The sequence below is a fragment of the Edaphobacter acidisoli genome (genome assembly GCF_014642855.1).
Lineage (GTDB): Bacteria > Acidobacteriota > Terriglobia > Terriglobales > Acidobacteriaceae > Edaphobacter > Edaphobacter acidisoli.
This window is the reverse complement of sequence record NZ_BMJB01000001.1, coordinates 2481817-2496825: the sequence shown is the minus strand read 5'-3', so window position 1 is coordinate 2496825 and position 15009 is coordinate 2481817. Positions and strand designations below refer to the sequence as shown.

12 protein-coding genes and 1 tRNA gene are annotated in these 15009 nt (G+C 57.2%); 7 read left to right on the top strand and 6 right to left on the bottom strand.

Translation table 11 applies throughout. The annotated features are described in order from the left end of the window. Positions 1–58: 58 nt before the first annotated feature. The 4 genes from IEX36_RS10020 to IEX36_RS10005 all read left to right on the top strand — a co-directional run bounded on the left by IEX36_RS10020 (position 59) and on the right by IEX36_RS10005 (position 5477). Entirely contained in the window at positions 59–2167 is a 2109-nt protein-coding gene (locus IEX36_RS10020) for an N-acetylmuramoyl-L-alanine amidase (RefSeq protein WP_229668856.1), read from the top strand. A gap of 259 nt (positions 2168–2426) precedes the next feature. Then, positions 2427–3398: a DUF6599 family protein gene (locus IEX36_RS10015; RefSeq protein ID WP_188759184.1), complete on the top strand. Its 972-nt coding sequence runs from the start codon at positions 2427–2429 to the stop codon at positions 3396–3398. Positions 3399–3852: 454 nt separating this feature from the next. After that, the gene (locus IEX36_RS10010) at positions 3853–5292 is read left to right on the top strand and encodes a glycoside hydrolase family 28 protein (RefSeq protein WP_188759183.1); all 1440 of its coding nucleotides are present in this window, start codon (positions 3853–3855) and stop codon (positions 5290–5292) included. A 109-nt stretch (positions 5293–5401) separates the two neighbouring features. Further along, positions 5402–5477, top strand: a tRNA-Thr gene (locus IEX36_RS10005). A gap of 212 nt (positions 5478–5689) precedes the next feature. Here the strand turns inward: IEX36_RS10005 and IEX36_RS10000 are convergent. The 5 genes from IEX36_RS10000 to IEX36_RS09980 all read right to left on the bottom strand — a co-directional run bounded on the left by IEX36_RS10000 (position 5690) and on the right by IEX36_RS09980 (position 9995). Continuing rightward, positions 5690–6718, bottom strand: coding sequence for a HEAT repeat domain-containing protein (locus tag IEX36_RS10000; RefSeq protein ID WP_188759182.1), 1029 nt, complete (start codon positions 6716–6718; stop codon positions 5690–5692). Positions 6719–6759: 41 nt separating this feature from the next. Next, entirely contained in the window at positions 6760–7689 is a 930-nt protein-coding gene (locus IEX36_RS09995) for a HEAT repeat domain-containing protein (protein ID WP_188759181.1), read from the bottom strand. After that, the gene (locus IEX36_RS09990; RefSeq protein WP_188759180.1) at positions 7686–8405 is read right to left on the bottom strand and encodes a hypothetical protein; all 720 of its coding nucleotides are present in this window, start codon (positions 8403–8405) and stop codon (positions 7686–7688) included. Before IEX36_RS09990 ends, IEX36_RS09995 begins: the two co-directional genes overlap by 4 nt. Beyond that, positions 8402–9004 carry an RNA polymerase sigma factor gene (locus IEX36_RS09985; RefSeq protein ID WP_229668855.1) on the bottom strand — a complete coding sequence of 201 codons (603 nt, stop codon included), beginning with the start codon at positions 9002–9004 and terminating at the stop codon, positions 8402–8404. Before IEX36_RS09985 ends, IEX36_RS09990 begins: the two co-directional genes overlap by 4 nt. 130 nt (positions 9005–9134) lie before the next feature. Further along, entirely contained in the window at positions 9135–9995 is an 861-nt protein-coding gene (locus IEX36_RS09980; RefSeq protein ID WP_188759179.1) for a TIM barrel protein, read from the bottom strand. A gap of 179 nt (positions 9996–10174) precedes the next feature. Here IEX36_RS09980 and IEX36_RS09975 point away from each other — a divergent pair, with 179 nt between their 5' ends. The 3 genes from IEX36_RS09975 (at position 10175) to IEX36_RS09965 (ending at position 13372) form a co-directional block, all read left to right on the top strand. After that, positions 10175–11143 (top strand): sugar phosphate isomerase/epimerase family protein, encoded by a 969-nt coding sequence (locus IEX36_RS09975; protein WP_188759178.1) that lies wholly within the window; start codon positions 10175–10177, stop codon positions 11141–11143. Between the two features lie 214 nt (positions 11144–11357). Then, positions 11358–12518 (top strand): ROK family protein, encoded by a 1161-nt coding sequence (locus IEX36_RS09970; protein WP_188759177.1) that lies wholly within the window; start codon positions 11358–11360, stop codon positions 12516–12518. 47 nt (positions 12519–12565) lie between these two features. Continuing rightward, a complete protein-coding gene (locus IEX36_RS09965) occupies positions 12566–13372 on the top strand; it encodes an MIP/aquaporin family protein (protein WP_188759176.1) in 807 nt (268 codons plus the stop codon). Between the two features lie 36 nt (positions 13373–13408). Here the strand turns inward: IEX36_RS09965 and glpK are convergent, their stop codons facing one another. Then, complete coding sequence (gene glpK / locus IEX36_RS09960; RefSeq protein WP_188759175.1) at positions 13409–14905, bottom strand: glycerol kinase GlpK; 1497 nt, start codon at positions 14903–14905, stop codon at positions 13409–13411. Between the last annotated feature and the right edge of the window lie 104 nt (positions 14906–15009).

The window sequence follows — 15009 nt, the reverse complement described above, 5'->3', positions numbered from 1 at the left end:
TTTGTGCTGCGGCCTATCGGTGGGAAGCGCATGTGCGGCAAGAGTGGGGAGGACCCCTATGCGGCATCATGTGGAGTTAAGTCTGTGGGAGCAGGCCGAGCGCGGGCGTGAAGCGTTGGAGGCGACTCCTGAAGATAGCCGTACACGTGCCGACTATACACGAGTCATGGACGAATTTCGTGCTGTCTATCACACGAATCCTGCGGACATACATGCACCGGACAGCGTGAACGCAGTGGCTGAGTTGCTGGCCGAGCAAGGCCGCAAGCTGCACGATCAGAAATATTTGAAAGATGCCATCGGACAATACGAGTTTTTGCGGACGCAGTATCCCGGCAGCTCACTCCGCGTGCCTGCGCTGCTGGCCGAGGCGCAGATCTACGAGAACGATCTGCACAACAAGAAAGCCGCACGGGCAACCTATGCGTTGTTCCTGAAGAAGTATCCAGGAAGCGAGTTGGCCGAGGAGGCTCGTGCAGGGCTCGATTCTTTGAATCAGGAACGTGGGGCTGGAGAAGATGGATCAGGGAACAGCAAACGAACAGGTTCGAACCCTTCAGTTGCTCTGAGCCCCACTCATCGCAATGTAGATACGAGTGCTAGTGCGGGTTCATTTGCTCCGATGCCTACAACCGGCGCAGCCGATCGCGTCGAACCAGCCCCCTCTGCGAATGCCAGCGGCGATACGGCTGCAGCGCTTGACTCTGCAGGTGTCCCTTCGCAAGCCGTTCCCATGCATGTTGCCAACGCTCGTGCGCGACGCCATGGGCAGTTGGCGCTGGTCACAGGCATTCGGCATTGGTCTACGCCAACCTACACACGAGTAGCCATTGACCTGGGGGACGATGTGACATACGAGGCGGCACGCGTGCCCAATCCCGATCGCATCTACTTCGACCTGCACGGGACGAAGCTTGCTCCGGGTTTGGCGGGCAAAAGTTTTGCTGTTACGGATGATGGTTTTCTGAAACGGATTCGCGCGGCGCAATTCTCGAATGACATGACCCGCGTCGTGCTCGATGTGAACGATGTGACGGAGTATTCAGCGTTTCTGTTGCCGAATCCTTATCGGCTGATTATCGATATTCACGGAGGCAAGCCCGGGAGCGGAGAGTCGGGCGCTCAAAATACCGAGGTGGCCGCTAATGGCTCTGCGCCTGCTCCTGCAGCTGCTGTGGTGACGCAGCCGACAGCGAGCCGTCCTGTGCCGAACACCGTTGCCGAGAAGACCGCAAACGCGGCCGATGTGGCTGATCTAAGCGCGCTGCCGGGACGTGTGGATGCAACTGCACAGCCAACATCGCAGCCTATCTCGGCGGTTGTAAAAGAGTCCGCTAATTCGACGAAAAATGCGGATCGCCGCCTGAGGCATCGAAAAGTTGAGACTCCCGGAACTCCTGCTCGGGCAGCCATACCGACTGCTGACGGTGAAACTTCATTGGTACGCGCGCTTGGCCTGAAGATTGGGCGTATTGTGATCGATGCAGGTCATGGGGGACACGATTCAGGCACGTTGGGCGTGGGCGGCATTGAAGAAAAGGATATTGTGCTTGACGTTGCACTACGGCTGGGAAAATTGCTTCACGATCGTCTCGGCGCAGAAATCATCTACACTCGCTCTGACGATACGTTCATCCCGCTCGAGACTCGAACCGCTATTGCGAACAAGGCGCAGGCGGATCTATTCATCTCGATTCATGCCAACTCTTCGTCCGATCCCGATGCGCGCGGAGTCGAGACCTACTACCTGAACTTCACGACGCAGCCGGATGCTCTGGAAGTGGCAGCACGAGAGAACGCAGTCAGCGATCAGTCAATTCACCAATTGAGCGATCTGGTCAAGAAAATCACTCTTAAGGACAAGATCGACGAATCGCGGGAGTTTGCCGCCGACGTGCAACAGAGCCTCTATGATGGCCTGCGTAAAGGAAACGCTGGTCTGAAAAATCGTGGCGTGAAGAAGGCTCCATTTGTGGTGCTGATCGGCGCAAACATGCCATCTATCCTGGCTGAGATCTCCTTTGTCACCAATCCTGAAGATGCAGAAAAGCTTCAGGAGCCCGCATACCGCGAGCGAGTTGCCGAGAGCCTCTATCGTGGCGTGGCCAAGTATGAGTCCGGTTTGAGCGGAACGCGGATCAAGATGGAGAGAGCGAGTGCAAACTAGGCAGAAGCACCGGTGGTAGGCGTCTCGCTTACTTATCTCCTCTGGTGTAGTCTGACCGGTAGCAGGTTCGAGTTCGATGTTGCGCCGTCCGATGAAATTCCGAGTAATGACTACGCTGTTGCTGTGCCTTGGACTAGGTGGGGTGTCGACATGTCTGAGTGCGCAAGCCACAAGGCTCGTTGAACCTCCTGCGCCTTTGTTGCCAGCTAAGCTCGGCAAGTGGGTCAAGGCAAGTGCATCCGGCGTGAGCGGCGCACAAGTGCAAGCGAGCTCAGACGCTCCTCTGTTGGCCGAAGACGGCATTCAGCGCAGTGAACGCGCGGTCTATCATTCGTCATCGAACACAACCGAATCCGTCTCTGTCACTGCCTACCAGTTTGTAGATGCAACGGGCGCGCATGCGGCTTTCAGTTACTTCCTGCGTCCCGGGCGGCAGTATCGAGGACCGAAGATCGGCGATGAGACAGGTGATGGCTATCTCTTTCGCAGTGGCGCAACGGTAGTCTCGGCTGACTCAAAGATCAGCGCGGTTGCTACAGATGCCATGCTCCAAGATCTGTCGCAGCGGTTGCCGAAGATCGGCGGATCGAAGGGCTTGGCGCCACTCCTTCCTACATATCTTCCTGCTAAGGGTCTCAGAACCGAAACTGTGAAGTACGCGGTGGGGCCTATTGGTTACAAGGCAATGGGTGGTGTGCTTCCCCCTGAGATCGTCGGTTTCGACAAAGCAGCCGAGGCTGTGATGGGAAGCTATGAGGGTGAAGGCACGCTGACTTTGCTGATGTACCCGACACCGCAGATCGCCGGTATCCATGGCAAGTTGATCGAGGTGGAGATGAACCATGAAGGTCGCGCTGCAGGAACCGTGCGACTTCGTCGCGATGGGCCGTTGCTGATGCTTACAACTGGACCGTGGAGGCTTGTCGACGCGCAAAAGATGGTGGAAGGCATCCATCTGCGCGAGGTGATGACCTGGAACAGACCTTTGCCACCCGACTTTCATACCGAAGTCACGAAGACATATAGTCTCCTGACAAGCATCGCCATTTTCTGCGGCATGGGCGCGCTGGCGGCAATTGTGCTCGGGCTGTTTTTTGGTGCAGGTCGAGCAGCCATCAGGGTGTTGCAGGGCAAACCGGCTGCAAGCGAGCCAGAGTTTTTGCGCATCGACCTGAGTGGAAGCTCAACCAAGTTGCGAACCGGCTCTCCGGGTACTGAGCCTCCTAGTTAAATCGGTACTGCACATACATTGGTGCAACGATGAGGCTAAGCGGCTGATTTGATAGTTGTTTGAAGGTGCGCTCTCTGCCAAAAAGCGAACAAAAAGAGAAAATGGGTGTCGTTGTTGTAGAATGAGTAACTCCCGTAACTATCTCCTAAATAACGACTTATTTTGAACCAGATTTGGCCTTGACACCGGATTTTGCCAACCATAGTATTTCGCCAGAAAGTTCTGATGGCTTTGCCTCCGTTGGAACTATTCTCCCTAATGAAGAGGCCACCCTGTTGCCGGGTGGCCTCTTCGTCTATACATGCCGAAAATGCTCGCATAGCGCACTGGCAGAATCTACGTAACGAGCTAGCGATGGATCTACATGGCTGTATGTTCAATTTTGAAGAGATCATATGATTCAAATCACCTCCGTTATGTTAGTTTTGGCTAAACGAGCAAGGAGGTCGGACCAATGTTGCGTTCGATGGGGTGGATTTTTGTCTCTCTAACAGTGGGTTTGTGTTGGGGACAGGATACGCGTGTGGTGACGGAGCCGAAGATTCCAGCATCCTGTACGGAACTCGCCGCGCATTTGAAGTCTGTGGACAGCAATATCGTTCTAGCGGATGAGAGCAAGCTCGATACAGAGCGCATTCAGGCCGCAGTGGACTCCTGCAAGCCAGGAATGGCTGTCGAATTGAAGGCTGCAGGAGGCAACGATGCGTTCCTGACCGGGCCCCTCGAGATGCGTACCGGCGTTACACTCCTGATCGACAAGGGCGTCACGCTATACGGTTCGCGCGACCCAAAGGTGTATGAGTGGCAAGGTTCAGGTGTCGCTCCTGGTTTGTGTGGGACCATTGCACCTGTCATTCCAGCGGTCTTTCCTGCGCCGCAGAAACCTGCTCCGTTGCGCGGAGGGTGCAGGCCTCTCATCAGCATCATGAATGCGAAGAATGTTGGCATCATGGGCGACGGCGTTATCGATGGCCGTGGCTACGCGCAGCTTATCGGCAAGGACTATAGCTGGTGGCAGATGGCGCGCAAGGCCGAGCCGAAGAACCAGCGCTACTTCACTCCGCGCATGATCGTCGCCAGCCACGCCGATGGGCTGGTGCTCTATCGGATTACGCTGCACAACTCGACCAACTACCACGTCAGCGTGAATGGCACGGATGGCTTCACGGCATGGGGAGTGCATCTCGAAACGCCGACCACGCGCGGCATGGACGCGCGCAATACCGACGGCATCGACCCTGGCTCCTCGACCAACATCACCATCACACATAGCTGGATCGACAACGGCGACGACAACATCGCCATCAAGACCGGCGTCACCCACATGAGCGTGATCGACAATCACTTCTACAACGGACACGGCATGTCGATCGGCAGCGAGACATTCACCGGCGACAGCTACATTCTGGTAGACCGGCTGACCGAAGACCATACCACCAGCGGCATCCGCATCAAGAGCAACGTCACGCGCGGCGGACTGGTGCACGATCTGGTCTATCAGAACATCTGCATGCGCGGGGTGAAGAACCCCATCGCCATCAGTCCCTACTACACAAACCAGACGACGGAGGGGTTTGAGGATCCGCATTACACGGGCAACCGCATCCCCGACTACAAGGCGATCACTCTTCGGAACATCGAGGATACGACGTCTGGGGACGTGCTGATTGCCGGTATCGATGATGCGCATCGGACCGAGATCACCCTTGACGGTGTTAAGGTGAATGGCATCAGGCCTGATCAGGTGCATGGCCGATTTGCCACAGTTACAGTGGGGTCGGGAGGAACAAACCTCGATTTCAGCAAGACAGAGATCAAGGTTGTTCCGTCTGACGGAAGCAATGGCGCGGACACGCTATCAGGCTGTACAGACAAGTTCGTTCCGATGCAGTAGATATGCGGAGGGCATTGCATGCCAGGCTACCGTCAAGTTCGAACTTAACCGCAATCCAGGGCCGAGGATTTTGCATCGCCAGCGTTGTCCGTTAGAATGATGGAGGCAGGCCGATGTAGCTCAGTTGGTAGAGCAACTGATTCGTAATCAGTAGGTCAGCGGTTCAACTCCGCTCATCGGCTCCATTCCTCCCTTGTAAAACTTTATCTTTAGAGAAATTCATCTAAGCAATTCATCTGAGACGAGATCCGGCTCCTCTCGTTTTCAGTCGATGTCCTTGCGCAAGCAGAAAAAGGCCCGCACGGTTTTGCCGTGCGGGTCAACTGGAGGTCTTTATGAAAAGATCTATATGTCTTTTGCCAGTTAGATACGCTGGTAGCGGGCGTTCGGTTCAAAATTATTGTTTCAGTAGGTGGGTCAGATAATCGAGAGCCCGCGGGTCCTGCGACTGCCCCAGCCAGAAGACGGCTTGCCGGCGCACAATCGGGTCTTTGTTCGTTTCGGCTACATGAATGAGCTGCGTGACGGCATCGGGTGCGGGCAGGCGGGAGAGAGCGAATACGGCTGAGCGTCGCACCTGTTCATTTGGATCATTTTCAGCTGCGTCCGTTAGGTTAGCCGTGACAAGTTTACCTCCCTTAGCAGCCATCCAGAACTGGGCTCTTTTGCGGACATCGGGCGAAGCGTCTTCGTGCGCCATGCGAATCAGCTCGGTCAGGGCCTCGGGCTCTTTGGAAAGGGTGAGATCAAAGGCAAGCTTTTCTCGGAACTCGGGATCGGCGTCGGTACGAGAGAGATGCTCAATGGCAGACAGTCCATCGTGACCGCGTTGATTAGCGAGCCAAAACGCTGACTTTTCGCGTAGCCGTAGATCGTTTCCTGGACTGGCAAGCTCGATCAGCGTCGTTGTCGCCGAAGGTGCGGCATGGATAGAAATGGCGAAGATCGCGCTGTCACGAAGATGTGACTCGGTCTTTGCACTCGCCAACGTGTTGAGCAGTTGAACGCTCTCATTGGGATTTGCGTTCGTCAGCCAGACGAAGCGGAGTCCGCCTGCGTCGAGCTGGCGGTTGGGCGATTCAAAGCGAAGTTTCGTGATAGCACCGGCCTCTATGCGAAAGAGGATATTGGTGTGGTCGAAGGTCTGCTTCGCCTCGTCTCCGGTGGATTGTCGTCCGGAGTTGTGGTCGTTTTCAAGGTATGCGACCTGGTCGTTACCCCAGCCTGCGGAGAATTTCTGCGTGGTGGGCACAGCATAGCCAATCCATAGCGGGCCGGTTTGATGTTCGAGTGAATCGATGGTGCTGGCAAGATTGCCCGCAGACTGTGTGCTGACCTGGGCGTGGAGGACTTCTGGCTGCTGCGCGTGGATCGCAGGCGCGACAGCGAGGGCGGCGATGACAACAGCAGTGGTGAGGATGCGCATGGTGTGGCTCCTGTAGTGTTGGTCGAGATGTTTGGCGTGGATTACTTGCTCAGCAGTTCCAGCATGTAGTCAGTCGCGGCCTTGTCATGCATCAGGGCGAGCCGGCTGACGATATCGCGCTTCATGTCGAGGTTCTTCTCGCTGCGGGCAAGCTCAACCATCCGTGGCGCATCCTGCGTGATGAAGAAGGCGTTGATGACAGCGCGCTTGACCTCGGGGTCGGATGTGGTGCGGTAGACCTCGGCCAGGGTATTGTTCGCGCTCTTGCCCTCGAAGACGGCCATGGACTGTATGGCTTCGCGTTGAAGGCCCGGGTCCATCTTGCCGATCACGGCGTCGTGGAGGATGGATTGGGCTTCGGGCGATTTGTTTTGCGCGAGGATGAAGATGGCGCGGTGCTTCATCCCGAGCGAGGACTTGTTGTCGGCAAGGATGTTACGCAGGATGGGCAAGGCCTTGGCGGGGTCTTGGCGAAGCAGCGAATTCAGCGCGAGCATCTTGATGTCTTCGTTCGGATCATCGTGGCCGGAGTGCATTTGAAAATGAAACTCCGGTGTGACGTTGACATTGGGGTTGACCTGAATATCTGGATCGACGTGGATGTCGGGAATGTTCACCTGGACGTGCATATCAAGCGCGAGCGCCTTGCAGTCGCGGTTCCAGTGGCTGTCTGGAAACTGTGCAAGGAGCTGGTCGCAGGTACCAATAGCGATCTGTCGATTGCCCAGCCTGTTGAGCGAGTATGCCTTCCAGTAGAGGGCTGCGTCAGCACGTCTGCCGTGTGCATTGATGACCTTGTCGAAGTCGGCGATGGCGTCGCTCCATCGCTGCTGGTTCATGGCGCGGGTGCCGGCAGCGTAGTCGGCATCGCTGCTTGCGCTGGGAGCGGCAAGGGCATGCGTGGGCGACGCGACGGCGAGCGTAAGAAGCAGGGCCGGAGAGAGAAGTACGGTTCGGAAAAATGTGTTCATTGGATCGTTCCTTGTTGCTGGTGGGTTGGGGTGTCGTTCTGGTGCAGCACGCGAAGGTCAAAGAGAAGGCCGCTGGTGTTCATCTCGATGCGGAGTCGCCAGGCGCTTTCGGGTGTGGGTGGCTCGTTGTCGAGCGTGGTAAGCACGCGGCCCAGATCGTCGAGCACGGCCGCTTCGGCGAGGTCGCCGCTGTTGCGCGCTTGCCGCACATAGACAGCGTTGGTCAGGAGAAGTGCGTGGGCTTGGTCGCGTGTCTCGCTGTCGAGCGGGCCTTGCGTGTTGTTGACCTCGGTCAGCAACCGCTCGGCGGCATCGATGTGGTTCGCAATGTTCGGGTCAACGGGCTGAGTCGTCAGCGGACCACGGCCGTTGATGGCGTAGTTAGGCTTCACCAGTCTGCGCGAGTGAATGCCAATCGCTGCAATCAGAACGAGCGCGGCGGTCATGAGTCCGATGGTGGGCCACACCCAGCGAGTCCACCGGAAACTCTTGCTCTCCGGCGCAAGTACGCGCAGGTTGCCGCGCAGGCGCTGCCAGTTGTGCTCAAGGTTGGGCTGAGGAACAGGATTGGCCGAGAAGATGCGGAGTGTTTCGGCGATCGAGTCGGAGACGGCCGCGCACTCTCCGCAAGTGTCAAGATGGCGGCGGATGGCATTCTCATCATCACTCTCGTGAAGCTGATAGGCAATCAGTTCCTCTTCGGTGAAATGCTTCATTGCACGCCTCCTGCAAGTGGGGCAAGTGACCGGCGAAGTTTGCCGACGGCCCGAAACACGGCTTGTTTGGCAGAGTTTGCCGGCACATTCAGCGCGGCGGCGATCTCGGAGATAGGCATATCCTCCATGTGGCGAAGTGTGAATGCGGTGCGCTCCATGGGCGTCAGCGTATCGAGCGCCGCACGTCGCAAGCTGGCAGCCTCGCCGTCGAGCAGCACACTCTCCGGACTGTGCGCGTTTGTCGCGGCGACGGTCACTGTGCCTCCGTCTGTTGAGGGCTCGTCAGCGATACGCGGTGCGTGGTAGCTCAGGTCACGGTTGCGGCGTTCGACGAGATTGATGGCGGTATTCATGGCGATGCGCGTAATCCAGGTAGAGAAGGCTGAGTCTTGTCGGAAGCTCGGAAGTTTGTTGTAAGCGCGGAGGAATGCTTCTTGCGCAACCTCCTCGGCGTCGGCCTCATTGCCGGTGATGCGAAAGGCGATGCGATAGACGGAGTGAAAGTTCCGTTCCATCAGGACACGGTAGGCGTCCCGATTGCCGGTCAGTATCTGTCGGATCGCCTCTGTCTCCGCTTTGTCCATTCGCCACTTAGACAACGGTTCTCACCCACGGTTAGGTCGCGATTGCGGAAAATTTATCTCTGCTCCAGACCAAATGCAAATCGGGGGCCGCAGCGGTTAGATACCGCACGACCCCCGATGACCCCGCCTGTACTGCTCTGCTAGGTCAGGCTTTATAACCCATTCCGGCCAACACTCCACGCATGTATGCGAAGCTCTCAACGACGCCCGGCATGGGGTCGTCTTCGTGAATTTCATACTCCAGATCCACCTGTCCGGGATAGCGTATATCGATGAGTGTGCGGAAGATATCGCGCACAGGCATTAAGCCCTCACCTACGGCTACCTGGCTTTCCTTCACCCGAGCCTGAGCCAAGTCCTTCATGTGAATGTCGAACAGGCGCGGGCCCGCCTTGCGGATGGCCTCCACCGGATCGGTTCCCGTTCGCATCGTATGGCCCACGTCAATGCAGCAGCCAATGCGCGGGTCCATGTTCTTGACGGCGGCCAGTACGTCGAATGGCGAAGGAAAGTTCTTGTCTTCAGGGCCGTGATTATGGATGCCGACGCGAATGTTGTATTGCTTGATGAACTTCTCGAGGCGCGGTAGTACTTCGTGTGTCGGTGCGCCGACGATCAGAGGAATGCCAGCAGCTTTGACGTATTCGAACTTTGCTCGCATGTCGTCATCATCGTCCTTGTTGAACGTGATGGTGCCTGCGGCGGTCAGCTTAAATCCAGCTGCGCGATATTCTGCAGCGCGCGGGGCAACTTGGTCGAGCGGCTTCATGGGCAGGTGAACGTCTTTCAGGTTCAAGTAGGGCGTCTTCAGTTGATGCATGAAGTCGATCAGGTGAGCCTGGTCAAATTTCCTGAAGGTGTAGCTGGCAATCCCCAGCCGGATAGGGGAGTCTGGCATCGGGCGCGGGGGCGCTGCGAACGCGCTTGCAGGTTTGGAGACAAGTGCGGCGGCGCCCAGCATGGCACCGCCGCGCAGGACAGTGCGCCGGGAGATGGAATGGCTCATGCACGGCATCGTACCGGCATGAAGGTAGCGTAGTCCAGGGTTTTTGTTGTAAATATGGATTATTTCCTGGAGCAAGCCTTGTGCGGGGCAAAGTCTGGCGTTTAAGATGCTCATGCGCTTGAATCCCCCTGATGGCGTCGCTCAAAAGAGATGCGCTGCGAAGCAGCAAAGGAGCACAAATGCAAGAGTTTTCCAGACGTAGTTTTCTTGCCGGGGCCGGAATGACGGCCGCGGCGTGCGCGGCGCGACCGCTCTTTGGTATGGCCGCAGCCTCGGGGTCACCTTTTAAAGTCTCTGTCATCACTGACGAGATCTCGCAGGACTTCGATCATGCCTGTTCAGTCGCATCGAAGGAGTTCGGCCTAGGCTGGGTCGAACTACGCGGCATGTGGAAGAAGAGCCTGCATGAGCTGAGCGACTCGGAGCTTGGCCAGGTAGAGTCGATCCTGGCGAAGTACGATCTGCGTGTGACCGATATGGCCAGCCCAGTGTTCAAGACTGATTGGCCAGGCGCGCCGAAGCGCCATCCGGACAAGAGCCAGGACTTCGGTTCGAACGAGACATTCAAGCAGCAGAGCGAACTGCTCGCGAAATACATCGATCTAGCCAAGCGTTTCAAGACGAATAAGGTTCGGTGCTTCGACTTCTGGCGACTAGAGAACGTCGCCCCCTATCGCGCGGGGATTAACGCCAAGCTGGCTGAGGCTGCGGCCACCTGCGGCAAGCAGGGCACTCTGCTGGTGCTCGAGAATGAGTTCGAATGCAACACGGCTACTGCGCGCGAAGCTGCCGATACGCTCGCTGGCGTACCCTCGCCTTATTTCGGCATGAACTGGGACCCTGGCAATGCCGTCATGCGTGGAGAACTTGACGCCTTTCCTGCTGGCTGGAACTTGCTGCCGAAGAAGCGCATCTTCCACTGTCACGTAAAGAGCGCCATGAAGGATGCCTCCGGCAAGATGGTTTGGGCGCCCGTAGGCAAGGGATACGTAGACTGGACAGCACAGTTCCGCGCGCTCAAGCAGATTGGCTATCACCAGGCCGTCAGCTTGGAGACGCATTGGCGTGGCGCTGGCACTCCTGAGGCGAGCACCCGCATCAGTTTTGCGGGCATGAAGCAAGCGCTTGAAGCCTCCGGTACTTGGTAAGGGCTGCGTAGCAATAAACTGCCCCAGTGAGGAGATTCACCACTGGGGCAGAGCCATATTTAGTAGAGGTACGTTCTCAAAGCTCTACTCAATGATATAAAGGCTGGCAGATGAAATCGTTGTCGTGCGCGTACCGTCTAACTGATACTCAGCAGGCAGCAATGCATCGGGATTCTAAATCAGACTCTTCAGCTTCTTCCTAAAAGACCAGTCCATGCAACGTTTTCTCTTTACGCGCAAGCAGACCGCCTCGAACAAGACGCCACGCTGGATTAATCGCAACCTGCTCTTTAATCTCATCCGTACGCGCCAGTCTGTCTCGCGCGCCGATCTCGCGCGCCTTTCAGGGTTGCAACGTAGCACGGTCTCACTCATCGTTGAAGAACTGATCGCTGACCGCTGGATCCTCGAGGGTGCAACCGGGCGCTTGCCGCGCGGACGCCGCCCCACCATGATTCAGCTGAACGATCAGCGGGCTGTCATTGCGCTCGACATCCATCCTTCACAGACAACTGTGGCTGTAGCTGACTTGGGTGGGAAGATCGTTGCTCAGAGTGTCATCTCGCTCCCACACGGCGCGAAGGAAGCGTTGCCGGCGATTATCGCGGGGATTAAGAAGATGATCGCCGCACACAAGGAGAAATCATTCGACGGCATCGGCATCTGCCTTCCCGGCCGTGCTGACCTCCACCTTAAGAAGCTCATCTTCGCGCCAAATCTGAACTGGCCAGTCATGGGTATCAAATCGCGCATCGAGCGTGCTACTAATCTGCGCGTTGAGATGGACAACGTGGCCAATGCCTGCGCGCTCTCTGAAGTCTGGTTCGGCGACAGCGATGGCACGCATGACCTTGTCGTGGTCAATGTTGCTGAAGGCATCGGTACCGGAATCTTCGCCAATGGTCAATTGCTGCGTGGAGACAATGGCATGGCAGGTGAGTTCGGCCATGTGCAGATTGATCCTGACGGGCCCCTCTGCGGTTGTGGCAACCATGGCTGCTGGGAGACGCTCGCCTCGAACCGCGCGGCGCTGCGTTATTACGGAGACCTCGCATCTTCGCAGCCAAAGGCTACCTTCGATCAGCTTCTCCGTCTTTCCCAGGCTGGCGACCAGGTTGCGAACGAGGCCCTCTCGAAGATGGCGGTTCAGCTTGGGCGTGGAATCCGCATGATCTCCTCTGCTCTTGCGCCAAACGAGATTATCGTTGTCGGAGACGTCACCGCGGCTTGGCACACGCTTGGCCCCGTCGTTGAAGCTGAGCTCAAGAAAAACTCACTCCGTGCCAAGCTGCCGCATTTGCGTCCTGCGTACGATGGCAACGCAGCGCGACTGCGTAGCGCGGTGGCGCTGGTACTGAGCGAGAGTTCCGTATAGTTGCGACAGAAGGCCCTGCAACTTAATCCAATCCAAAGGCACGGCAGATGAAGCGTCAATATATCGGAGAGTTGATTGCGGAGACGATAGCGGTCTTCATCATCATTGCATTTGGCGACTCGGTGGCCGCCATGTACACGCTGTACTCTCCCAGCCCGTATCAGGGAGCATATTGGGGCGTGTGCATTGCATGGGGGCTCGCTGTGACCATGGCGATCTACGCCACCGGATCAGTCTCGGGCACGCACGCAAATCCGGCGGTCACGCTGGCGCTTGCCATGTACCGCAAATTTTCGTGGGCCAAGGTCGTTCCCTATTGCATCGCGCAGGTGGTGGGAGGATTTCTAGGTGCGGGGCTCGTCTACATGCTGTACTCACCCGTCATCAACCACTTCAATCAGGTCTCGAACCTGACACGTGCGGCTGGCGGAGCTGCTGGAGTGTTCTTCACCCATCCCGGCCTGGCGATTACTCCCATGCACGCCTTCGGTGACGAGATTGTCCTTACGGCGGCTTTGATCTTCGGAATTTTCGCAATCACCGAGCAGTACAACGAGATGGCTCCCGGCGCGAACTCTGGCGCACTGATCATCGGCTTGCTCGTGGCCCTGATAGGCGCATCGATGGGCTATCTGGAAGCTTGGGCCATCAACCCTGCCCGCGACTTCGGCCCGCGCTTCTTTTGCTTCTTTGCCGGATGGGGAAGCGCAGCGTTGCCATCACCACAAAACTACTGGTGGGTACCAATTGTCGGCCCGTTGATCGGCGGTGCCCTTGGTGGCGCAGTCTATCAGTATTTGATCCGTCCATATCTCCCCGCCCATCTCCGCGCGTTGAGCGGCGAATCAAAATAGCCGCACGGTGCTAACTGATCGCACCGGCTGCTATTACTATTCGTGTCCTTCCCAATCCTGCGCACGGCCCAGCGCCTTATGCCACAACGCGCGAACCTTACTCCGTGATTCAGCGCCAATTTTCGGTTGGAACACTCGGTCTACCTGCCATTGCTGCGCAATGGAGTCGACGTTCGGCCAATAGCCCACAGCAAGTCCAGCAAGATACGCTGCACCAAGCACGGTAGCTTCAGCGTTTTTCGGTCGCACCACCGGAATACCCAGCACATCTGACTGAATCTGCATCAGCAGATTATTCTGCGAGGCTCCTCCGTCCACGCGCAGTTCGGCCAGTGGCACCCCAGCGTCCATCTGCATGGCCTCCAGTACATCTGTCACCTGAAGCGCAATGCCCTCAAGCGCAGCCCGCGCAATGTGTGCTCGCGTCGTTCCCCGCGTCATCCCCAGCAGAGCTCCACGTGCATACTGATCCCAATGCGGAGCACCGAGCCCTGCAAAGGCGGGCACCATGACTACGCCGCCAGCGTCCACAACCGACGAAGCAAGTTCTTCGATCTCTGCTGAGGTGCGAATGATCTGCAACTCATCTCGCAGCCATTGCACCACTGCGCCTGCCATTAGCATGCTGCCTTCTAGCGCATATTCCACTGCATCGCCGATCTGCCAGGCGATCGTTGTTAGAAGGCGGTTCTGCGAAGAAACAGGTTTCGTGCCTGTATTCATCAGCATAAAGCTGCCTGTGCCGAAGGTGCACTTTGCCATACCGGCTTTGCTGCACATCTGCCCAAACAGTGCGGCCTGCTGATCGCCGGCGATGCCGGCAATCGAAACTCCGTCAAGAATGCCCTTCGTCGTCCCGCAGTGACCGCTCGATGCAACCACCTTCGGTAAAACCGCTCGCGGAACACAGAAGAGCTTCAGCAACTCTTCATCCCAATCGAGAGTGTGGATGTTGAAGAGCATCGTCCGGGACGCGTTTGTCGCGTCGGTGACGTGCGCCCTTCCTTGAGTCAGCTTCCAGATGAGCCAGCTATCCACCGTGCCGAAGGCGAGTTTGCCCGCTTCGGCGCGTTCGCGTGCGCCCGCAACGTTGTTCAAGAGCCAGTTCAGCTTGCTGGCGGAGAAGTACGCATCAGGTAACAAGCCAGTCTTTGCTTGGATCATTGCCGCTTCGCCACGCGTCCGCAGCGCATCACAGAACTCCGCCGTCCTCCGGTCCTGCCAGACGATTGCGTTGTAGACCGGTTCTCCCGTCTCGCGGTCCCACAGCACCGTAGTTTCACGCTGATTCGTGATGCCGATGGCGGCGATATCGCGCTCAGTAAGGTTTGCCTCTGCGAGGGCCTCCGTAGCGACCCCACTCTGTGAGGACCATATTTCTGTGGGGTTGTGCTCTACCCACCCTGGTTGGGGAAATATTTGCTGGAAAGGGTGCTGTTTGATGGAAACGACGCTGCCGGTCTCGTCGATGACCATGGCGCGCGAACTGGTTGTTCCCTGATCAAGTGCAAGAATGTACTGCCTGTTGGCCAAGTTGAACACCCCTCTATGTTTCGGCTTCAGAAAGCAGTCACGTCCTTATTTTGCGACGTATTGCGGTCTGGAAGTTTGCCGTAAAGGATTCTACCCGTAGCCCC

Coding starts and splice junctions, on each gene's coding strand:
- IEX36_RS09990 (WP_188759180.1), bottom strand. CDS start 8,405: ATGAAGCATTTCACCGAAGAGGAACTGATTGCCTATCAGCTTCACGAG.
- IEX36_RS09980 (WP_188759179.1), bottom strand. CDS start 9,995: ATGAGCCATTCCATCTCCCGGCGCACTGTCCTGCGCGGCGGTGCCATG.
- IEX36_RS10010 (WP_188759183.1), top strand. CDS start 3,853: ATGTTGCGTTCGATGGGGTGGATTTTTGTCTCTCTAACAGTGGGTTTG.
- IEX36_RS10020 (WP_229668856.1), top strand. CDS start 59: ATGCGGCATCATGTGGAGTTAAGTCTGTGGGAGCAGGCCGAGCGCGGG.
- IEX36_RS09975 (WP_188759178.1), top strand. CDS start 10,175: ATGCAAGAGTTTTCCAGACGTAGTTTTCTTGCCGGGGCCGGAATGACG.
- IEX36_RS09965 (WP_188759176.1), top strand. CDS start 12,566: ATGAAGCGTCAATATATCGGAGAGTTGATTGCGGAGACGATAGCGGTC.
- IEX36_RS09970 (WP_188759177.1), top strand. CDS start 11,358: ATGCAACGTTTTCTCTTTACGCGCAAGCAGACCGCCTCGAACAAGACG.
- IEX36_RS10000 (WP_188759182.1), bottom strand. CDS start 6,718: ATGCGCATCCTCACCACTGCTGTTGTCATCGCCGCCCTCGCTGTCGCG.
- IEX36_RS09995 (WP_188759181.1), bottom strand. CDS start 7,689: ATGAACACATTTTTCCGAACCGTACTTCTCTCTCCGGCCCTGCTTCTT.